Genomic DNA, 19,909 nt, shown 5'->3' with positions numbered 1-19,909 from the left:
AGATGCTGGAAGAAGGTAGGATCTCTAATAAACAGCTACAATGGTTAATCATTAGTACAATATTCTCTACAGCTCTCCTATTTTTACCGTCGACAATGATTGCTGAGGCTAAGCAAGATACTTGGTTATCGATGATTTTAGTTACTATTTTTGGTCTAATCGCTAGCTATATTATTACTAAGTTAGGTCAGAGGTTCCCGAATCAAACTCTTATTGGTTATAGTCGATTAATTGTTGGTAGGATTCCAGCAAAAGTAATAGCTTTTATCTATATCTTATTCTTTTTACATATTGATGCTGTGATTATTAGAGAATTTGGTGAAGTCTTGACCAGTATCTTTTTACCTAATACTCCTATGTCATTAATAATCGTTATAATTGTTGTTATCTCAGCTTCTGGAGTTAGGAACGGGATTGAGGTGATTTCTAGAAGTAATGAAATAATTCTGCCTTCAATATTTGGATTTTTGGTCATTATATTTCTATTTATCTTTCCTGAATTAGATGCTGCTAATTTAAGACCGGTATTAGGAACTGGGTTAATTCCTATCATCAAAGGTGCTTATCCGGCTGCTCTTTTTTATGCAGAGACAGTTATCTTAATTATTATTTTACCAGCTGTTAATCGACCCAAAAAAGCTTTGAAATCAGTATTTAAAGCAACGTTAATTACAGGGTTCATTGGAGTAATAGTTATTGTTGAAATAATCACCTTATTTGGTAGTATAGAAGCTGCGCAGTTTAATCTGCCCATGCTATCTTTAATCCGTTATATTAGCATATTTGATTTTATAGAAAGAATAGATGCTTTAATGATGGCTATCTGGTTTGGTGGAGGTTTTATGAAGATTGCTGTTTTTTATTATTGTTTAACTATTTCCACGGCGGAATTCTTTGAATTGAAGAGCTATAAACCAGTAGTGCTGCCTTTGGGTGTTATCTTAACTGTACTTTCTATAATTCTTTTTGGTAATATTGAGGAGATGGGTAAAGTTATCTTTGAGTTGATGCCTCCTTACTATTTATTCATAGAGGTAGGTATTCCCTTAATCTTATTATTAATAGCTATAATTAGAGGAGTCAGAGGTGAAATTGAATGAAACGAAAGGTAATCTTATTAGTAATTATCACATTGTTATCAAGTAGTATAAGTGGCTGTTATGACCGGCGGCCGATTGACAATTTAGCTTTAGTAGCTGCAACAGGAATTGATCAAGCTAAAGATAAAGATAAGATAAGACTTACAGTGCAAATAATTAAGCCAAGTGTAATTAAAGGTGAATCAGGAAGTGGGGGGACTAAAGGGCAGTCAGTTTGGGTGTTATCAACGACAGGTTATACAGTCTTGGAAGCGGTTAGAAAGTTTACAGAGCAGGTAGGACGAAATCTTTTTTGGGCACATAATATGATAATTGTATTCGGTGAAGATTTGGCGCGGCAGGGAGTGAATGAATATATAGACTTTTTTAATCGAAATCCTGAATTAAGGAAAAGAAGTTGGATATTAATTTCTAAAGGGGTAGATGCTAAAGAGATTTTAGAGGCTAAATTTGATTTAGAAAGTATTCCGGCTAGTGCTATTGATCTATTAGTGAAAAGTGAAAAAGATAATGCTAAAGTAAGAGCGGTCGACTTACAAGAATTTAGTAAGTTATTGGTTAATCCCCAAGTATCTCCAACGGCTGCTCGGATTGAATTAGTAGCAAAAGATGATTTGCGAAAGAAAGAGAAGAAAGCTAAAGAGACTGGAGCAAAAGAACCTCCCAAAAGAGTTCGAGCAAATGGGGCGGCTATCTTTAAAGAAGATAGGTTAGTTACTTGGTTTGGAGAGAAAGAAGTTCGGGGGCTATTATGGGTATTGGGAGAGGTTAAGAACAGTATTGTAGTAATAAGTTGTCCGGATGATAAAGATAAAAAAATTAGCCTTGAGGTTACTCAAGCTAATAGTAAGATAACTCCACGGTTTGTAGATGGAGAACCAGTAATTAATATTAAGATAAAAGAAGAAGGAAACTTAGGTGATCAGATGTGTAAAGAAAATTTAGTTACACTGGAAGGAATCGAAATGTTAGAGAGAAGACAGGCGGCAGTGATTCGTAACGAGATAAGATTAGCACTTAAGCAAGCACAGGAAGTCAATAGTGATATCTTTCGATTTGCACAGGTCATTCATAGGTCTTTTCCGCAGAAATGGAAGAAGATTAAGGGAGATTGGGATGAGATCTTTCCTCGTTTACAGGTGAATGTTGAAGTTGATTCAGAGATACGTCGGATTGGATTGGTGAAGAGGGCGAATGAAGCAAAATAAAGTAGAATAAAGCTTAAGAAGGGTGGCAGTTAATGTTAAAAGTACTAGGTTTGGCAGCTATCTTTATTATGATTATCTTATTTGAAGTGCCTAGTTTGGTTAAAAATGAAGAGTGGAAAGAGTTGACTGTCTTTTCACTCTTATTATTTATTGGTTTAGTATTAAGTATAGCGGGCATGATGGGCTTTAATTTTTCACAGTTTTATAATTGATCTATTAGCAAAAAGGCGTAAAAAATAGTTATGATATATAATTGTAAGTTAGAGCTATATATTTACTGTGAATAAGAAATAATGAATAATAATAACAAAAATTTAAACTTGCAAATATACTAAAAATGTGTATAATTAAAAACAAGAAGGTCAAAGATAGTCAAAGTTAAAGAGGGAGGGTTGATAAAAGGTGAGTAGCTTATCAGATAAGATAGAATATTATCTGAAGCAACAGTTAACTAATGGTAAGAGTTCTAACAGTATTATTAAGATCCAAAGGAATAAGATAGCTAAGAAATTTAACTGTGTCCCTTCCCAGATTAATTATGTATTAAAGACAAGGTTTAATATAGAGAATGGTTATGTAGTTGAGAGTCAACGTGGTGGAGGCGGTTATGTCAAGATTATTAAGGTTAAGCATGATTCAGACCTAGAGACTATAAAGCGATTAATAGATAAGATTGGTCGTCAGATTTCACAAAGGAAGACAAATAATATCTTGCAGCGTTTATACGAAGAAGAGATTATAACTAAACAAGAGCGAGATCTGTTACAAACAGTCTTTGATCGTAGAAATTTAAGTGTAGATTTACCAGGAAGAGATATCTTACGAGCAAAGATGCTTCGTTCAGCTCTAAAGGTATTAGCGAAGAATAACCAACATGGTCAGGAGGGGTAGCGTATGATTTGTCAAGAGTGTCAAGAACGACAGGCAACGGTACATGTAACGAAGATAATTAATAATAAGAAGAAAGAGATCTATCTTTGTGAAAAGTGTGCACAAGAAAAAGGAGAGTTGAACTTTGGGGGAGAGTCGTTCTCTTTTAATAATCTATTAAGTGGATTGTTAAATCATGATTTCAGTACTAAATCGGCTAAATCTAAGATAGATTTAGGCTATCAAGGACAGAGTGAATGTGCAAGCTGTGATTTAAGTTATAGTGAGTTCAGTAAGAGTGGTAAGCTAGGTTGTAGTGATTGCTATTTAAACTTTGAAGAACGAACTGATAAATTATTAAAGCGAATTCATGGTAGTAATAGACATACTGGAAAGGTACCTCGCAGAACCGGGGAAGTTATTAGAATGAAGAAAGAGATTCAAGGCTTGCGGGACGAGATGCAGGAGGCTGTGGAGAAGGAAGAGTTTGAAGAAGCTGCAAAGTTAAGGGATAAGATTAAAGAATTAGAGGCAGAGATTGAATAAGTGGAGGTGGAATGATGTCTTGGACAAATAAGATTAATAATACTCTTAATAAATGGATGAAGGGAGCGGGGCCTGATTCTGATGCAGTAATTAGTAGTCGAATTAGGTTAGCTAGAAACTTAGATAACTTACCTTTTCCTAATAATGCTTCTGAGGAGGATGCGCAAAAAGTAGTAAAAAGAGTAGAGAAGGTTCTAAATAAGGATGATGAATTTGGTTTAAAGTTGTTAGAGCTTGAATCTATTCCAACCTTAGAAAGAGAAGTGATGGTTGAGAAGCATTTGATTAGCCCTCAACATGCTAAACCTGGTGCTTATAAGGCTTTATCTTTAACTGATGATGAAAGTATTAGTGTTATGGTTAATGAAGAAGATCATTTAAGAATGCAGGTCTTAGTTCCTGGTCTACAGTTAGAAGATGCATGGGAGTTAGCCAATCGAGTTGATGACTTTTTGGAGTCAGAATTAAACTTTGCTTTTAATGAGAAGTATGGTTACTTGACGGCTTGTCCTACAAATGCCGGAACTGGGATGAGAGCATCGGTGATGCTGCATTTGCCAGCTTTAAGTCTAACTAGGAGAATTAATGAGGTCTTAAGGGCAACTTCACAGTTAGGTTTAGCAGTACGGGGTCTCTATGGTGAAGGGACAGAGGCGTTAGGTAATATTTATCAAATTTCTAATCAAGTAACGTTAGGTCCTACTGAGGAAGAGATTATCGAGAATTTACAAGGAGTTATTAAACAGGTTATTGAGCAAGAACGAAGTGCTCAAAAGATGTTAATGAAGAGAAGTAAGCTAGATTTAACCGATACAGTATTCCGAGCCTATGGAATCTTAAAGAATGCTTATAAAATATCAAGTAAAGAAGCGATGAAGCTGTTATCAGATGTAAGATTAGGTATAAATTTGGGGATAATAGAAGATATACCAGCTAATCTATTCAATGAATTGATGGTCTTAATTAGTGCACCAGCATTGCAGAGGTTAGAAGGAAGAGAGTTAAGTCCAGAAGAAAGTGATGAAAAGCGAGCAGAATTGATTAGAATGAGGGTTAATAATAAATGAGGCTTTTGCATTTTTAAGTAGCTTACATCAATTAATTATGCTAGAAATTTTATTATGGAATTCATTTAAATAGAGAATCGGAGGTGCTAATTATGATTTTTGGTCGTTTTACGGAGAGAGCAAGAAAAGTATTAGTTTTGGCTCAAGACGAAGCAAAACAGTTAGGGCATGGTTATGTAGGGACAGAGCATCTATTATTGGGAATATTGAATGAAGGTGAAAGTATAGCATCCAAGACTTTACAAGGTTTTGGTTTGAATTTAGAGAAGTTGAGAAAAGAGGTTAAAAAATTAATTGGTGAAAGTGATGAATCGGTTGAGGCTCAGAAATTAAACTTTACACCGCGGACTAAGAAGGTATTAAATTTAGCAATGGAAGAAGCAAGACGACTTGGTCACAATTATGTAGGAACAGAGCACTTATTACTTGGTTTAGTCAAAGAAGGTGAAGGGGTAGCATCTCGTGTTTTGAAGAATTCAGATATAGAGTTAGATAAGTTACGTAAAAAGATTGCTGATCAGTTAGGTGGTAGTAAGATTAAGCAGAGAAAGAAGAAGGATACTAAGACACCGACAATAGATGAATTTAGCCGTGATTTAACTGAATTGGCTGCTGAAGAGAAGTTAGACCCAGTAATCGGTCGAGATAAGGAGATTGAAAGAGTTATCCAAGTCTTAAGTAGAAGAAAGAAGAATAACCCTTGCTTAATTGGTGAACCTGGAGTAGGTAAGACGGCTATTGCTGAAGGGTTAGCACAGTTAATCGCTAATGATGATGTGCCAGAAACACTTATTGACAAAAGAGTTGTAGCTTTAGACTTGAGCTCTTTATTAGCTGGTTCTAAGTATCGTGGTGAGTTTGAAAAAAGATTAAAGGCGGTCATGAAAGAAATCGATGAGGCTGGCAATATAATTCTCTTTATTGATGAGTTACACAATCTTGTTGGAGCGGGAGCAGCGGAAGGTGCTATTGATGCAGCTAATATCTTAAAGCCTGCTTTGGCTAGAGGTGAATTACAATGTATCGGAGCGACTACCTTAGATGAGTATCGTAAGCATATCGAAAAGGATGCAGCATTAGAGAGAAGATTCCAGTCTATTATTGTTGAAGAGCCATCAATTGAAGAGACAGTTTCAGTTTTAAAAGGTCTGCGAGATATTTATGAGGCGCATCATAGAGTAAAAATTACAAATGAAGCAATTAAGGCAGCTGCTAATTTATCACGACGTTATATTACAGACCGCTTCTTGCCTGATAAAGCAATAGATTTAATTGATGAAGCTGGTTCTAAAGTTAGATTAAAAGAGAATACAGCTCCTCCAGAAATTAAAAATTTAAATAAAGAGTTAGAAAGAGTAGAGCAGGAGAAAGAAGCAGCAGTTAAAGCGCAAGAATTTGAAAAGGCTGCTCAACTAAGAGATAAAGAGAGGCAATTAGAAGATAAATTAGAAGCGGTTAAACAAGAATGGAAGGATAATAAAGGTAGAGATGAGGCAGTAATTACTAAGGAAGATATTGCAGCTATCGTTTCTAATTGGACCGGAGTTCCAGTGACTAAACTAACAGAAGATGAGACTGAAAAGCTACTTCGCTTAGAAGAAGAGTTACACGAAAGAATTGTCGGACAGAATGAAGCTATAGATGCGGTAGCTCAAGCAGTACGACGTGCTAGAGCAGGGTTAAAGGATCCGAAGCGACCGATTGGTTCCTTTATCTTCTTAGGTCCAACAGGGGTTGGAAAGACTGAGTTAGCTAGGACTTTAGCAGAGGTAATGTTTGATGATGAAGAAGCGATGATTAGGATTGATATGTCTGAATATATGGAAAAGCATGCTGTTTCTCGTTTGATAGGAGCTCCTCCAGGATATGTTGGTCATGAAGAAGGAGGGCAATTAACTGAGAAGGTAAGAAGAAAGCCTTATTCAGTAGTCTTATTAGACGAAATTGAGAAGGCTCATCCAGAGGTCTTTAACGCTTTATTACAGGTTTTAGAAGATGGACAATTGACTGACTCACAAGGAAGAACTGTAGACTTTAAGAATACGATTATCATCATGACTTCTAATGTAGGAGCTAATCTAATCGAGAGCCAAGGTGGATTAGGCTTTAAAACTGAAGAAGATGAGTCAGACTCCTATCAACGCATGAAGAATAAGGTGACTTCAGAGCTAAAGAAGCAATTTAGACCTGAGTTTTTAAATAGATTAGATGAAATAATTGTCTTCCATGCGTTAGACTTGGAGCATATTAAGAAGATTGTTGATTTAATGTTAGATGAGGTCTCTGAGCGGTTATTAGAAAAAGATATTAAGATTGAAGTAACCGAAGAAGCTAAAGAAGTGATTGCTGATGAAGGATTTGATAAAGAGTTTGGAGCAAGACCACTACGCCGGGCTATTAGACGTTTAATCGAAAATCCTTTCTCAGAAAAGCTGTTATCTGGTAATTTTGTTGATGGTGATAAGGTCATAATAGATGTAGAAGATGGAGGATTGACATTTAATAAAGCATAATTAAATAAGCAGATTAAGCAGAGGGATTCCCTCTGCTTAATCTGCTTATTCTACCTTGTTAATTGGGCTCAAAAATGTTATAATAAAAGTTAGTTTACAATACATAATGAAGTTTAAAAATTGATTCTAGGTGATTAATAGTGGCGAAAAAGAAGAAAAGATATGTATGTCAAGAGTGTGGACATGAAGCATTAAGATGGAACGGAAAATGCGAAGGGTGTGGAAGTTGGAATACCTTAGTAGAAAAGATTATTGATCCTAAGGAAGAAAAGGAGAAAGAAAAGAGAAAGAAAGAGTTTTTAAGTAATAATCAACCACAAAAGATTAAAGAGATTAAAGCGGCTGAAACAGAACGTTTTAAGACAAAGATTGGGGAATTGAATCGCGTCTTAGGCGGGGGAATAGTTCCTGGCTCTTTAACTTTGATTGGGGGGGCACCTGGAGTAGGTAAGTCTACTCTTTTATTACAGGTCGCCAATCAGATCAGTCTTGATTACGGTCAGGTACTATACATATCTGCTGAAGAGTCAGAGCATCAAGTAAAGTTACGAGCTGACAGATTAAATATTGCTAGTTCTAACTTATATGTTTTAGCCGAAACTAACTATTTTTCAATTGAAGAAAAGATTAAAGAAATGGAACCAGAATTAGTAATTATAGATTCTATCCAGACTATCTATAATCCAGATTATAGTTCAGCACCAGGGAGTGTTAGTCAAGTTCGTGAATGCACTAGTAAATTGATGCGTTTAGCTAAAGTTGAGAATATACCGGTCTTTTTAGTAGGGCATGTTACTAAAGAAGGTTCTATTGCCGGACCAAGGGTATTAGAGCATATGGTAGATACTGTTCTCTATTTTGATGGGGATCAGCATCATTTCTATCGTATCCTACGTGCAGTCAAGAATCGTTTTGGTTCTACTAATGAGATTGGAATCTTTGAAATGAAACAGACAGGATTAAGTGAAGTGTTGAATCCTTCAGAGCGATTTATTGCAGAAAGACCTAAGGATGTTTCTGGATCAGTAATTGTTGCTTGTTTAGAAGGAACTAGACCTATCTTAGTAGAAGTTCAATCTTTGGTGAGTTTAGCCAATTTTGGAACCCCGACAAGGGTAACTTCTGGCGTGGATCATAAGAGAGTTTCATTAATTTTAGCTGTTTTAGAAAAGAGATTAGGTTTACATATTCAAGGAGAAGATGTTCATATTAATATCGCAGGTGGAGTGCAAGTAGAAGAACCAGGTCTTGATTTAGGGCTTGCAGTGGCCATCATTTCTAGTTTTCGTGATTTGGCGATACCTAGTAATCTGCTAGTGGTTGGTGAAATAGGTCTTTCGGGTGAAATAAGAGCTGTTAATCAGGTTGAACGAAGAATTAATGAAGCTAGAAAATTAGGATTTGACCAGTTTGTAATTCCTGCTAATAATCTATCTTCTTTAGATTTAGACCCTGAAGAGTTAGATATAGAAATTTTGGGTGTTAAGCAAATTAACGAAGTGTTAGACTTGATTTTAGGAGGTGAGTAGGTTAAAGTGCAGCCTGAACAAGAGGGATTTAGAGAAGTGCTTAAATTTTTAGCTCCAGGAACTCCTTTTCGCGAAGGTTTAGAGAATATATTAAGAGCTAAAACAGGAGGATTAATAGTAGTTGGTGATAGTGAAGAGGTACTAGGGATAGTAGATGGTGGTTTTAATATTAATAGTGAGTTAACTTCTGCTCGTTTATATGAATTAGCAAAGATGGATGGAGCGATAGTTTTAAGTAGTGATTGCAAGAGAATTTTATGCGCTAATGCTCAGTTGGTTCCTGACCCGTCAATCTCTTCTATGGAGACCGGAACACGACATAGAACAGCCGAGAGAGTAGCTAAGCAGACAGGAGAGTTAGTAATTTCTATTTCACAACGAAGAGATATAATATCCTTATATAAAGATGAACAGAAGTATGTCTTAGAAGATATTAGAGTGATTCTAGCTAAAGCTAATCAAGCCATTCAAACTCTAGAAAAGTACCGTAGTGTATTAGACCAGACTTTAAATAAATTAAGTGCTTTGGAATTTCAAGATTTAGTTACAATTTCTGATGTAACAACAGTTTTGCAGAGAACCGAGATGGTTTTGCGAATTGGGAAAGAGATAGAGAGGTATATTAATGAATTAGGAACCGAAGGTCGTCTAATTAATATGCAACTAGAAGAACTATTAGCTAATGTGAAAGATGAAGGAATTCTTTTAATTAAAGATTATATCACTCAATCACAATTAGATTTAGAGGAAGATGTTGAAGAAGAGGCTAAAGAAGAAATTGAAGACTCAATAGTATCTCCAGAAGAAATTTTGGATAACATATCTGACTTTGCATCAGATGATTTAGTTAGTCTAACAACGATTAGCAAAAAGTTAGGTTATGGAGGTAATATGAGCGTTTTAGACCTTTCTGTTTCACCAAGAGGTTATCGTCTCTTACGTAAGATTCCTAGACTTCCAATGCCTGTTATTGAGAATCTGATTAAGGCTTTTGATAACTTCCAAGAAGTCCTAAATGCATCAATAGATGAGTTAGATGATGTAGATGGAGTAGGGGAAGTAAGAGCCCAAGCTATCAAAGAAGGCTTAAAGAGATTACGGGACCAAGCGTTATTAGAGCAGAGAATATATCTTTAATTGACTTTTGCGTTCAAAAATGATATAATTTAATGGGTTATTATGTATTGAATGGAGGGTTATTAATGTTTGAAGTCGGTGATAAAATAGTTTATCCTAATCATGGAGCAGGAACGATTGTTGGTATTGAAGAGAAGGAAGTCTTAGGAGAGACTAAAAAGTACTATATTATGAAGCTTCCTATTGGTGAAATGAAGGTTATGATTCCCTTAGATAATGTGGAGGATATCGGTATTAGAGAGATTATAGATTCTGAACGTGTAGAAGATGTAATTAAAGTATTAGAGCAGGAAAAGAGTGAAATGTCACAGAATTGGAATCGTAGATATCGAAGTAACACGGAAAAGATTAAAACTGGAGATATCTTTGAAGTAGCAGAGGTAGTAAGAAATTTGACTCTAAGAGATATGGAGAAAGGTTTATCAACTGGAGAAAAGAAGATGTTAAGTAATTGTAGGCAGATTTTGATTAGTGAATTAGTTCTAGCTAAAGACGAAAGTGAGGAAGAAGTTCAAGAACAGCTTGATGAACTTTTTGCTGATAGAGATGTTGAAGAAGAATAACGTCAGGCTAGCCTGACGTTTATTACTTGAGAGGAGGTGAAATAGGATGCTAACAAAGATGTTAAAGACTGTATTTACCATTGTAGGAGCAGTTATTGGTTATCAGATGGTAGATGTATTAGGGTTAGCTGAAGAGATTAACTTTAGTTTGAATAATATCGTTCAGTCAATAACTAGTAATCAAACTTATGGTATAGTAATCGGTGGTTTAATTGGTTATTTAGTTTTGCCAGTAATAATAGATAATATTTTTCAACTTGTTTTGAGTTTTGAAACTAAGATGGAGAAGATTCCTTTTCCGGATATTATTGCTGGAACTTTTGGTTTGATAATTGGTCTTATATTAGGAATTTTATTAATATTTACTTTTCCTCTATCTTCTATCCCCAAGTTTGGACTTTCCTTACAAGTCTTAGTTAATTTAACTTTGGGATATTTAGGTCTTAATTTAGCTATTAAGAAACGAGAGGAACTTTTTGAATTATTTAATAATATCTCTGGTACATTAAATAAAAAGAGTATTTTAGGGGGTAATGATGACGAAGAGCAACTTGAGGATGATAATGGTAAAACCCCATGTAAAATATTAGATACTAGTGTAATTATTGATGGCAGAATAGCAGATATTTGTCAAATACATTTTATAGATGGCGTATTGGTAATTCCTGAATTTGTTTTAGAGGAACTGCAGCATATAGCAGATTCTGCTGATGTACTAAAAAGGAATAGAGGTCGACGCGGGCTTGATATTTTAAATAAAATACAGAAAGAGTTAGATGTGCCGGTTGAAATTTATGAAGGTGATTTTGAAGAAATTGATGAGGTAGACAGTAAGTTAGTAAAATTAGCCAAGCTACTCAATGGAAAAGTAGTAACTAATGACTATAATCTTAATAAAGTAGCTGAATTACAAGGGGTCTCTGTACTAAATATTAATGAATTAGCAAATGCAGTGAAGCCTGTTGTTCTACCAGGAGAAGAGATGACAGTTAAGATTATTAAGAATGGTAAAGAGCCTGGCCAGGGAGTAGGTTATTTAGATGATGGTACGATGGTTGTAGTTGATGAAGGCAAAAACTATATTGGTGATAAGATAGATGTATTAGTAACTAGTGTATTACAGACAGCTGCTGGGAGGATGATCTTTGCTAAACCTAAAGTAGCTGAAAAGGCGTTATAGGAATTATACTTTAAATAATATTTTATAATTAAATTTTATAATTAAATTTTGAGCATAATTCGCACCGAATTTTAACATTAATAATTAATTATGCGAGACCTTAAAGTAGATAATATTAAGATAAAGGATTGGATAAGAATGGGACAAATAGTAGCTGTTATTCCTGCTGCCGGGCAAGGAAGAAGAATGAAGAGTAAGTTGAATAAACAGTATCTTTCTTTATTGAACAAACCTGTATTAGCTCATACGATTGCTGCTTTTCAAGACTCAGATTTAATTACAGAGATAATAGTAGTTACTAGAGGAGATGAGCTAGATTATTGTAAGGAAGAAGTAGTTCAAAAATATAACTTTAATAAAGTAAGTAAAGTTGTAATTGGAGGCGCTACTAGGCAAGAATCAGTCTATAATGGATTACAAGCAGTTGACTCGGCTGAATATGCTTTGATCCATGATGGAGCAAGGCCGTTGCTTACAGCAGATACTTTACGGAAGGTTATTAATCAGGTGAAGGAGTATCAAGCAGCAGGAGTAGCTGTCCCGGTTAAGGATACTATTAAGAGGATAGATGATGAAGGGTTTGTAAAAAAGACGCCTGACCGTAATGAATTATGGGCTATTCAGACGCCACAAGCTTTTAATTATGCTTTAGTTCTAAAAGCTTACAAAGAAGCTATGGCTGATGGGTTTAAAGGAACTGATAGTTCGATGCTAGTAGAGCGATTAGGAGAGAGAGTGAAGCTAGCTAAAGGGAGTTATGAGAATTTGAAGGTGACGACTCCAGAAGATTTAGTAATTGCAGAGGCAATTCTTAAAAGGAGGACATAATGAAAGTCGGAATTGGATATGATGTTCATAGACTGGTTGGTGATGAAGAATTAATTTTAGGTGGAGTTAAGATAGATTATGATTTAGGTTTAAAAGGACATTCGGATGCTGATGTTCTCTTACATGCTATTATGGATTCTATATTAGGAGCTATTGGTGCTGGTGATATTGGCAAGCATTTCCCAGATTCTAATTCTGATTATAAAGGAATCTCAAGCCTAAAACTTTTAGAAAAAGTTAATGATTTATTAACTAAAGATAATTATCAAGTTAATAATTTAGATACTATAATTATTGCTCAGGAGCCTAAGATGGCTCCTTATCTTTCCCAGATGAAGAATAATATAGCGAAAATAATAGCTATTCCGCTAAGTCAAATTAATATTAAAGCAACTACAACAGAGCAGCTAGGTTTTGTTGGTAGAAGAGAAGGGATTGCAGCTCAATCGATTGCCAGTATAATAAAGAAAGGGTGTTAAATATGTTAGTTAAAGACCTAATGGTTAAAGATGTGATCACAGTAAACGAAAATGCAACTATTGCTGAAGCTGAAAGAATTATGTCTGTACATAATATTGGTCGATTAGTAGTAGAAGATAATCTGGGAGAAGTAGTAGGGATTATAACGGATGGAGATTTAGTTAAACAGCGTGATTTTGAATTAGAAGTTAAAGAGGTTATGACTACCGAGATAATTGGGGTTACTCAAGAATATACAATCCAACAGGTTGCCCAAATCTTGTCAGATAATCAACTGGGTGGAGTGCCGGTCTTCAATAAAGATGACAAATTAGTTGGAATCATAACTACTGATGATATCGTTTCTGGTTATGTACAAGAAGAACGAGAAGCAAAGTTAAGTCCAGAAAGTTCAGCTATCTACTTAGCTATGACGAGAAGTAGAGATTATGAAAATTACTGGTTAGACAAGATTAAAGGTTATGGTTATAAGCCAGCAATTACGCAAACTGGAGCTAATGCTGAGAATTTACCGATCAAATTACGTGAAAGTGCTACAGTAGCAGCCATTGCTCGTGGTGTTGTTAGAGAAAGGATGAGAGATAAGTTAGCTATTTCTAGTGCGGTTAAAGATGCTTATACTCAACTTGACCTAATCAATCCAGGGCTAGGTGGAGGATTTAAGGTAGCTATCGTTCGTGGAGAAGGTAGAGTAGCAGTTGCTATTTTTGGTAAATTCGGTCATGCTTTAGTCGATGGACCGGAACAGGTAGCAGTGGGAATGAGTGTAATTTAACAGAAATTAGTATTATTAATCTTGAAATAAAATAATAATTAGTTTATAATATTTGTAAATATGAATCTGAAGTATAGGAAGGAGAAGACAATGAGTAATATTAGAGTAAGATTTGCACCAAGTCCTACCGGGCAGATCCATATTGGTAATATCCGTACAGCTTTATTCAATTGGTTATATGCAAAAAAAGAAGATGGGAGCTTCATTTTACGTATTGAAGATACTGATAAAGAACGTTCTACTACTGAATTTGAAGAAATTATTCATCGTGAGATGGAGTGGTTAGGTCTAGATTGGGATGAAGGAGTTAAAGTTGGTGGTGACTATGGTCCATATCGTCAAAGTGAAAGGTTAGATACTTATGAGGAATATGTAGAGAAGTTACTTGAAGAAGATAAAGCATACTATTGTTATTGCACCGAAGACGAGTTAGATGAGATGCGAGAAAGGGCTAAGGCGCAAGGCGAGGCTCCTAAGTATAATGGCAAATGTCGCGAACTGTCCATATCAGAGAAGGAAGAGTTAGAGGCAGCAGGTCGTGAACCAGTAGTTAGATTTAAGTTACCAGAAAAAGAAGAGACAGTTGTAGTGAAAGATATAATCAAAGGTGATGTAGAGTTTAGTAGCGAAGTTTTAGATGACTTTGTAATTGTTAAGTCTGATGGTATTCCAACATATAATTTTGCAGTAGTAATTGATGATCATTTGATGGAAATTAGTCATGTTATTCGTGGTGAAGATCATCTATCTAATACGCCAAAGCAGATCTTGATATATGAAGCTTTAAATTGGGATACGCCTAAATTTGCTCATTTATCAATGATTTTAGGTTCAGATAAGTCGAAATTAAGTAAAAGAAGCGGTGAAGCATATGTCTATGTCAGCCAGTATCGGAAACGAGGTTATCTTCCAGAGGCTTTGATTAACTTTTTATCCTTATTAGGCTGGTCGCCGGAGAATGATGAAGAGATATTTACTATTGATGAGATAGTTAATAGATTTTCTATGGATAGAGTAACGAAGAGCTCTGCTGTCTTCGATGTAGAGAAGTTAAATTGGATGAATAGCCACTACATCAAAGAAGCCGACTTAGATAGAATCATTGATTTAGCTATTCCATATTTAAAAGATGGAGGATATGTTGACGATGAATTAATTTCCGAAAAGAGAGAATGGATTGCTAAAATAGTAGATTTAGTACGTGATTCGTTAGATTATGTGGCTCAGATCGTTGATCACGTTGATATTTTCTTTGGTGAAATGGAGTATGAAGACAAAGAAGAAGTAATAGAATGCTTTCAGCAAGAAGATGTTGATCTAGTATTAGAAACACTACGTGATAGATTAAGAGCCTTAGAAGATTATAGTCCAGAATCAGTCCTAGAAGAAATGCGAGCTATCTTAAAAGATTTGCCAGTAGGAGGAAGGTTATTCTTCCATCCAGCTAGATATGCCATAACCGGAAAAGGTTCCGGCCCTGAATTATATCATGTGGTATCAATCTTAGGTAAAGAAGAAACAGTAAAAAGAATTGAACAATCTTTAGATTTGATTTCATAATTAATTGGTGTTAGTCATTTAAAATGCACTGAGCCTTCTTTTAAATACGAATAGATGGCTCAGCACTAGCGCATTGAGCGTGTCAGCAATTAATTATGCGGAAATCCAAATGCTATGACCAGAAAAGTAAACCAACAGCTTTCTTTACAGAGAGGAGACATCATTGGCTGGAAGTGTCTCTAAGAAAGGATTGGTTGAAGTGCATCTGTGAGCTTCATGCCTGATAATTAGTAGGGTATGACGGTTAGTGAACCGTTAAAAGACTATTGAGGGAATCAGGTTGACTTTAGTAAGTCAGTCTGGTTAAAATCAGAGTGGAACCGCGGACCTTTCGCCTCTGTAGTTTATCTACAGTGGGGGGGAGGTCTTTTTATTTGCTGTAAGGAGTTTTGAACTTTAAACTGACACTGACAACTGACACTGACTACTGACACTGACTACTGACACTGAAAACTAAAAAAGGAGGAGTTTATATGTTTAAGATAATTAAGTCAGATATTGATGCTGTCTTTGAAAGAGATCCGGCGGCTAAAGGGATATTAGAAGTTATGACTTATGCAGGTTTACATGCTATTCTGATGCATCGGCTTGCTCATTGGCTATATAATAAGGGTTTTTCATTTCTATCACGGGTGATTTCCCAAGTTAGTAGGTTTTTTACTGGTATCGAAATTCACCCTGGGGCTCAGATAGGTAACGGTTTCTTTATTGACCACGGAATGGGAGTGGTTATCGGTGAGACTACAGAAGTTGGGGATAATGTAACTCTCTATCAAGGTGTAACCTTAGGAGGGACTGGAAAAGAAGATGGCAAACGGCACCCGACTTTAGGAGATAATGTCATGGTAAGTGCAGGCGCTAAAGTCTTAGGTTCGATTGAAATTGGGGATAACGTTAAGATTGGAGCCGGGGCAGTTGTACTAGATCCAATACCAGATAATGCTACAGTCGTTGGAGTTCCAGGAAGAGTAATAATTCGTAATGGAAAGCGAGTGAGAGGTGAGATAGATTTAGAGCATGGTGACCTCCCAGATCCAGTAGAAGAGATGTTGAAATGTATGAATCGCAGAATAGAAAAGTTAGAGAAAAAGTATAATAACTTAAGTGCAGATTAAAGAAGGGAATTAGGCTTTAAATGAATAATAGAATTAAAAGGAAAGTAATAATTTAAGGAGTGTTGTAATTATGGCATTACAGATATATAATACATTAACTAAACAGAAAGAAGAGTTCAAACCAGTTGACCCAGAAAAAGTTAAGATCTATTCATGTGGACCAACGGTATATGACTACTTTCATATTGGCAATGCTAGGGCTTTTGTAGTTCCTGATATTCTTAAGAGATACCTTGAGTATAAAGGCTATAATGTATTTCATGTTATGAATTTTACTGATATAGATGATAAGATGATAAAGCGAGCTAATAAAGAGGGGGTAAGTATTAAAGAATTGGCAGATAGGTTTATAGATGCCTATTTTGAAGATACTAAGAAACTGAATATAAAAGAAGCAGACGTATATCCACGAGCAACTGATTATATTGAAGATATCATAAAACTACTTAAAAGATTAGAAGAAGAAGGTTATGCTTATGAAGTTGATGGTGATATCTTTTTTGAGGTTAAAAAGTTTGCTGATTATGGAAAACTATCTAACCAAAACTTAGAAGAACTTGCTTCAGGGGCTAGAATAGAAGTTAATGAGCAAAAAAAAGATCCCTTGGACTTTGTCCTATGGAAAAGAAGCAAAGAGGGTGAACCAGCATGGGACAGCCCATGGGGGCCAGGACGTCCTGGTTGGCATACAGAATGTTCAGTGATGTCTAGGCATTATTTGGGTGATAAATTTGACTTCCATACTGGAGGAATTGATTTAGCCTTTCCACATCATGAAAATGAGATAGCTCAAAGTGAAGCAGTCAATGGAGAACAGGTAATTAATTATTGGGTGCATAATGGCTATGTTAATGTAGATGGAGAGAAGATGTCAAAGTCATTAGGGAACTTCTTTACGACTAGAGATATTCTTAAAGATTATAGTCCAGATGTAGTTCGGTTCTTCTTAATCTCTAATCACTATCGTAGTCCAATTAACTTTAGTGATGTTGAATTAAATGATGCTAAAAAGAGCCTACGGCGACTTAGAAATACAGTTGCTAGAATTCATAAATTAATTCCAGATAATAAGGTCGAAATAGATGCTGGTAATCAAAAAGAAGTTGAAGCAATCGAAAGAGCAATTGATGATAAGAGAGTAAAATTTGAAGAGGCCATGGATGATGATTTAAATACTGCATTGGCAATTGCTAGCCTTCATGAATTGGCAAAGAAGATAAATATCTTTGTTAATGATTCTGAATTTGAAATCAATAAGGCAACAGTTATGGTTTTAGAGAAGGCTTATAATACTTTTGAAGAATTAGGGAGTATTCTAGGTATTGAGTTAAGGCCAGAGTTAAAAGAAGAAGGGAATAAATTGATTCCTCCTTTAATAGAACTATTATTAGAGATAAGAGAAGAGGCCAGAGAAGAACAGAATTGGGATTTAGCTGACAAGATTAGGGATGAATTAAAAGAGTTAGGAATTACAATAAAAGATAGACCACAAGGAACAGAATGGGAGATCGAATAGGAGGCGAAATGATGTTTCGTGACTTACTAGATTTACCAGATAGACCTCAATTGTTGTCATCAGGGATTATGGCTTATATTGGTGATAGTATCTATGAAGTTTTTATACGTTCTTACTTAATAGAAAAAGGAATTCGGAAGAATAATGAACTGCATAAAACCGCAATTAAATATGTGAATGCTGAAGCACAAGCATCTTTATTAAAGGAAATAAAGTCTTCTTTAACAGAAGAAGAGAAGATAATAGTTCGTCGTGGACGCAATTCAAGTTCAGGGCAAGTACCTAAAAATACTGATGTAGTTGATTATAGGCATAGTACTGCTTTTGAAGCATTAATTGGTTATCTATATTTAGAAGGTGAAGAAGAACGCTTACAAGAAATATTAACTGAAATAAAGGCTAAAATTGAGGAATTATAGAGGGAGTTGGCAAATAATGCAGGAAACAAATTTAAATATCAAATTAATTAATTATACACCGAATCCAGAAAGAACAGTAGCTGCTGCTGCGAGATTATGTTATTCTCCAGTAGGGGCTAATAAGTTAGTAGAAGAGATGACGGATAAAGAGATAGAAGATTTGTTAGCGATTATTCTTGGTAATAGACACTATTCTACCCTAGAACATGTTAGTTTTACTTTTGCTATTGAAGGGATTTCAAGAGTTACCAGCCATCAGTTAGTAAGACATAGATTAGCTAGTTATAGTCAGCAGAGTCAAAGGTACGTGCGTGAAAAAGAACAATTTGACTATATTATACCAGATAAAATTAAGGGAGATAAAGAATTAGTTGAAATCTTTGAAGAGAATATGTGGCAGCAACAGCAAAAATATGATGAATTAACGAAAAAATTAATGGAAAATGGATACCAAGAAAAAGAAGCGATTGAAGCGGCACGGTATCTCTTGCCTAATGCTACAGAGACTAAGATAGTTGTAAGCATGAATGCCAGAAGCTTACTCCATTTTTTTGAAGTGAGGTGCTGTGAACGAGCACAAAAAGAGATTAGAAAGATGGCAAGAGAGATGTTAAGGCAGGTAAAAGATATAGCGCCGATCATCTTTAATAGTGCTGGACCTCTTTGTGAAACTGAAAGACGATGTAAAGAAGGTAAAATGAGTTGTGGACGTTTAAATAAAATAACATCTAAAGGAGTAGATAATACTAATGAATAAAATTGAAGGTAGAAATCCTGTTTCAGAAGCGCTGAAGGCTGGTAGAAGGTTAGATGAAATTTTAGTCTACCGCAATGCGAAGGGAATGGGGGAGCTAATAGATAGAGCAAAGAAAGAAGGTATTAAGGTTAGGGAAGTTTCTAAAGAAGAGTTAGATAGTTTAGCTGAATCTTATTCTCATCAAGGGATAATAGCTTTTGGTGAGCCAATCGATTATCTTTCGTTAGAAAATTTGATAAGTCAAGCCTATCGAAATGTTGATGATCCATTATTTATTCTGTTAGATGAAGTCCAGGATCCTCATAATTTGGGGTCAATTTTGAGAACTGCTGATGCAGTAGGGGCTCAAGGAGTAATTATTCCAGAACGAAGGAGTGCTGGTCTAACGCCGGCCGTAGCAAAAGCTTCAGCAGGTGCAATTGAATATGTACCAGTAGCACAAGTTACTAATTTGGTCAGAGCTATGAAAAAGTTGAAGGATAATAAGTTTTGGATTGCTGGGGCTGATATGGATGGTGACCAAGTCTGCTATCAAGCTAATTTGACTGGGCCTTTAGGTATTGTAATCGGTAGTGAAGGTTCGGGAATGCGTCGTTTGGTTAAAGAGACTTGTGACTTTATAATTAAACTACCAATGGGGGGCAGCGTTAGCTCTTTGAATGCTTCTGTAGCAGGAGCATTATTAATGTATGAGGCATTACGCCAGCGAGAATATCAGAATTAATATTTGATTAGGGAGTATATAT

General features: G+C 35.5%; 20 protein-coding genes and 1 other annotated feature. All 20 genes read left to right on the top strand.

What is annotated here, in order from left to right:
* The first annotated feature begins 2 nt into the window (after positions 1 to 2).
* On the top strand, positions 3 to 1,100 hold the full coding sequence (locus BM077_RS03955) for a GerAB/ArcD/ProY family transporter (RefSeq protein ID WP_089748226.1): 1,098 nt from the start codon (positions 3 to 5) through the stop codon (positions 1,098 to 1,100).
* Positions 1,097 to 2,308, top strand: a complete 1,212-nt coding sequence (locus tag BM077_RS03950) for a Ger(x)C family spore germination protein (protein WP_090095142.1) — start codon at positions 1,097 to 1,099, stop codon at positions 2,306 to 2,308. The genes BM077_RS03955 and BM077_RS03950 overlap by 4 nt, the downstream gene beginning before the upstream one ends.
* Before the next feature lie 32 nt (positions 2,309 to 2,340).
* Complete coding sequence (locus BM077_RS03945) at positions 2,341 to 2,520, top strand: hypothetical protein (RefSeq protein WP_089748228.1); 180 nt, start codon at positions 2,341 to 2,343, stop codon at positions 2,518 to 2,520.
* 190 nt (positions 2,521 to 2,710) lie between these two features.
* Positions 2,711 to 3,199 carry a CtsR family transcriptional regulator gene (locus BM077_RS03940; protein ID WP_089748229.1) on the top strand — a complete coding sequence of 163 codons (489 nt, stop codon included), beginning with the start codon at positions 2,711 to 2,713 and terminating at the stop codon, positions 3,197 to 3,199.
* Between the two features lie 3 nt (positions 3,200 to 3,202).
* Positions 3,203 to 3,724, top strand: a complete 522-nt coding sequence (locus tag BM077_RS03935; RefSeq protein WP_089748230.1) for a UvrB/UvrC motif-containing protein — start codon at positions 3,203 to 3,205, stop codon at positions 3,722 to 3,724.
* Between the two features lie 14 nt (positions 3,725 to 3,738).
* On the top strand, positions 3,739 to 4,791 hold the full coding sequence (locus BM077_RS03930) for a protein arginine kinase (protein ID WP_089748231.1): 1,053 nt from the start codon (positions 3,739 to 3,741) through the stop codon (positions 4,789 to 4,791).
* A gap of 92 nt (positions 4,792 to 4,883) precedes the next feature.
* Positions 4,884 to 7,304 (top strand): ATP-dependent Clp protease ATP-binding subunit, encoded by a 2,421-nt coding sequence (locus BM077_RS03925; RefSeq protein WP_218124642.1) that lies wholly within the window; start codon positions 4,884 to 4,886, stop codon positions 7,302 to 7,304.
* 140 nt (positions 7,305 to 7,444) lie between these two features.
* Positions 7,445 to 8,833, top strand: a complete 1,389-nt coding sequence (radA, locus tag BM077_RS03920; RefSeq protein ID WP_089748232.1) for a DNA repair protein RadA — start codon at positions 7,445 to 7,447, stop codon at positions 8,831 to 8,833.
* 6 nt (positions 8,834 to 8,839) lie between these two features.
* Positions 8,840 to 9,970, top strand: a complete 1,131-nt coding sequence (gene disA, locus BM077_RS03915) for a DNA integrity scanning diadenylate cyclase DisA (protein ID WP_089748233.1) — start codon at positions 8,840 to 8,842, stop codon at positions 9,968 to 9,970.
* 65 nt (positions 9,971 to 10,035) lie between these two features.
* On the top strand, positions 10,036 to 10,533 hold the full coding sequence (locus BM077_RS03910; protein WP_089748234.1) for a CarD family transcriptional regulator: 498 nt from the start codon (positions 10,036 to 10,038) through the stop codon (positions 10,531 to 10,533).
* 46 nt (positions 10,534 to 10,579) lie between these two features.
* On the top strand, positions 10,580 to 11,713 hold the full coding sequence (locus BM077_RS03905) for a PIN/TRAM domain-containing protein (protein WP_089748235.1): 1,134 nt from the start codon (positions 10,580 to 10,582) through the stop codon (positions 11,711 to 11,713).
* A gap of 138 nt (positions 11,714 to 11,851) precedes the next feature.
* On the top strand, positions 11,852 to 12,541 hold the full coding sequence (gene ispD / locus BM077_RS03900) for a 2-C-methyl-D-erythritol 4-phosphate cytidylyltransferase (RefSeq protein ID WP_089748236.1): 690 nt from the start codon (positions 11,852 to 11,854) through the stop codon (positions 12,539 to 12,541).
* Positions 12,541 to 13,020: a 2-C-methyl-D-erythritol 2,4-cyclodiphosphate synthase gene (gene ispF, locus BM077_RS03895; protein ID WP_089748237.1), complete on the top strand. Its 480-nt coding sequence runs from the start codon at positions 12,541 to 12,543 to the stop codon at positions 13,018 to 13,020. Before ispD ends, ispF begins: the two co-directional genes overlap by 1 nt.
* Before the next feature lie 2 nt (positions 13,021 to 13,022).
* The gene (locus tag BM077_RS03890; RefSeq protein WP_089748238.1) at positions 13,023 to 13,796 is read left to right on the top strand and encodes a HutP family protein; all 774 of its coding nucleotides are present in this window, start codon (positions 13,023 to 13,025) and stop codon (positions 13,794 to 13,796) included.
* 90 nt (positions 13,797 to 13,886) lie between these two features.
* Positions 13,887 to 15,356: a glutamate--tRNA ligase gene (gltX, locus tag BM077_RS03885; RefSeq protein WP_089748239.1), complete on the top strand. Its 1,470-nt coding sequence runs from the start codon at positions 13,887 to 13,889 to the stop codon at positions 15,354 to 15,356.
* 105 nt (positions 15,357 to 15,461) lie between these two features.
* Positions 15,462 to 15,698 (top strand) — a binding site (T-box leader).
* Positions 15,699 to 15,829: 131 nt separating this feature from the next.
* Positions 15,830 to 16,471: a serine O-acetyltransferase gene (cysE, locus tag BM077_RS03880; protein WP_089748240.1), complete on the top strand. Its 642-nt coding sequence runs from the start codon at positions 15,830 to 15,832 to the stop codon at positions 16,469 to 16,471.
* Between the two features lie 70 nt (positions 16,472 to 16,541).
* Positions 16,542 to 17,987, top strand: coding sequence for a cysteine--tRNA ligase (gene cysS, locus BM077_RS03875; RefSeq protein ID WP_089748241.1), 1,446 nt, complete (start codon positions 16,542 to 16,544; stop codon positions 17,985 to 17,987).
* 11 nt (positions 17,988 to 17,998) lie between these two features.
* Positions 17,999 to 18,406 carry a Mini-ribonuclease 3 gene (locus BM077_RS03870; RefSeq protein WP_089748242.1) on the top strand — a complete coding sequence of 136 codons (408 nt, stop codon included), beginning with the start codon at positions 17,999 to 18,001 and terminating at the stop codon, positions 18,404 to 18,406.
* A 16-nt stretch (positions 18,407 to 18,422) separates the two neighbouring features.
* Positions 18,423 to 19,163: an FAD-dependent thymidylate synthase gene (gene thyX, locus BM077_RS03865; RefSeq protein ID WP_089748243.1), complete on the top strand. Its 741-nt coding sequence runs from the start codon at positions 18,423 to 18,425 to the stop codon at positions 19,161 to 19,163.
* A complete protein-coding gene (rlmB, locus tag BM077_RS03860) occupies positions 19,156 to 19,887 on the top strand; it encodes a 23S rRNA (guanosine(2251)-2'-O)-methyltransferase RlmB (protein ID WP_089748244.1) in 732 nt (243 codons plus the stop codon). The genes thyX and rlmB overlap by 8 nt, the downstream gene beginning before the upstream one ends.
* Positions 19,888 to 19,909: the final 22 nt, after the last annotated feature.

Origin of the sequence: Candidatus Frackibacter sp. WG13, assembly GCF_900114655.1 — a bacterium.
Lineage (GTDB): Bacteria > Bacillota > Halanaerobiia > Halobacteroidales > Acetohalobiaceae > Frackibacter.
The sequence above is the reverse complement of the archived record's forward strand: the minus strand, read 5'-3'. Positions and strand labels throughout refer to the sequence as shown.

What these genes read in the sequence shown, in the direction of transcription:
- BM077_RS03955 (WP_089748226.1), top strand. Translation starts at nt 3, where the DNA reads ATGCTGGAAGAAGGTAGGATCTCTAATAAACAGCTACAATGGTTAATC.
- BM077_RS03950 (WP_090095142.1), top strand. Translation starts at nt 1,097, where the DNA reads ATGAAACGAAAGGTAATCTTATTAGTAATTATCACATTGTTATCAAGT.
- BM077_RS03945 (WP_089748228.1), top strand. Translation starts at nt 2,341, where the DNA reads ATGTTAAAAGTACTAGGTTTGGCAGCTATCTTTATTATGATTATCTTA.
- BM077_RS03935 (WP_089748230.1), top strand. Translation starts at nt 3,203, where the DNA reads ATGATTTGTCAAGAGTGTCAAGAACGACAGGCAACGGTACATGTAACG.
- BM077_RS03930 (WP_089748231.1), top strand. Translation starts at nt 3,739, where the DNA reads ATGTCTTGGACAAATAAGATTAATAATACTCTTAATAAATGGATGAAG.
- BM077_RS03925 (WP_218124642.1), top strand. Translation starts at nt 4,884, where the DNA reads ATGATTTTTGGTCGTTTTACGGAGAGAGCAAGAAAAGTATTAGTTTTG.
- BM077_RS03910 (WP_089748234.1), top strand. Translation starts at nt 10,036, where the DNA reads ATGTTTGAAGTCGGTGATAAAATAGTTTATCCTAATCATGGAGCAGGA.
- BM077_RS03905 (WP_089748235.1), top strand. Translation starts at nt 10,580, where the DNA reads ATGCTAACAAAGATGTTAAAGACTGTATTTACCATTGTAGGAGCAGTT.
- ispD (WP_089748236.1), top strand. Translation starts at nt 11,852, where the DNA reads ATGGGACAAATAGTAGCTGTTATTCCTGCTGCCGGGCAAGGAAGAAGA.
- ispF (WP_089748237.1), top strand. Translation starts at nt 12,541, where the DNA reads ATGAAAGTCGGAATTGGATATGATGTTCATAGACTGGTTGGTGATGAA.
- BM077_RS03890 (WP_089748238.1), top strand. Translation starts at nt 13,023, where the DNA reads ATGTTAGTTAAAGACCTAATGGTTAAAGATGTGATCACAGTAAACGAA.
- gltX (WP_089748239.1), top strand. Translation starts at nt 13,887, where the DNA reads ATGAGTAATATTAGAGTAAGATTTGCACCAAGTCCTACCGGGCAGATC.
- cysE (WP_089748240.1), top strand. Translation starts at nt 15,830, where the DNA reads ATGTTTAAGATAATTAAGTCAGATATTGATGCTGTCTTTGAAAGAGAT.
- cysS (WP_089748241.1), top strand. Translation starts at nt 16,542, where the DNA reads ATGGCATTACAGATATATAATACATTAACTAAACAGAAAGAAGAGTTC.
- BM077_RS03870 (WP_089748242.1), top strand. Translation starts at nt 17,999, where the DNA reads ATGTTTCGTGACTTACTAGATTTACCAGATAGACCTCAATTGTTGTCA.
- thyX (WP_089748243.1), top strand. Translation starts at nt 18,423, where the DNA reads ATGCAGGAAACAAATTTAAATATCAAATTAATTAATTATACACCGAAT.
- rlmB (WP_089748244.1), top strand. Translation starts at nt 19,156, where the DNA reads ATGAATAAAATTGAAGGTAGAAATCCTGTTTCAGAAGCGCTGAAGGCT.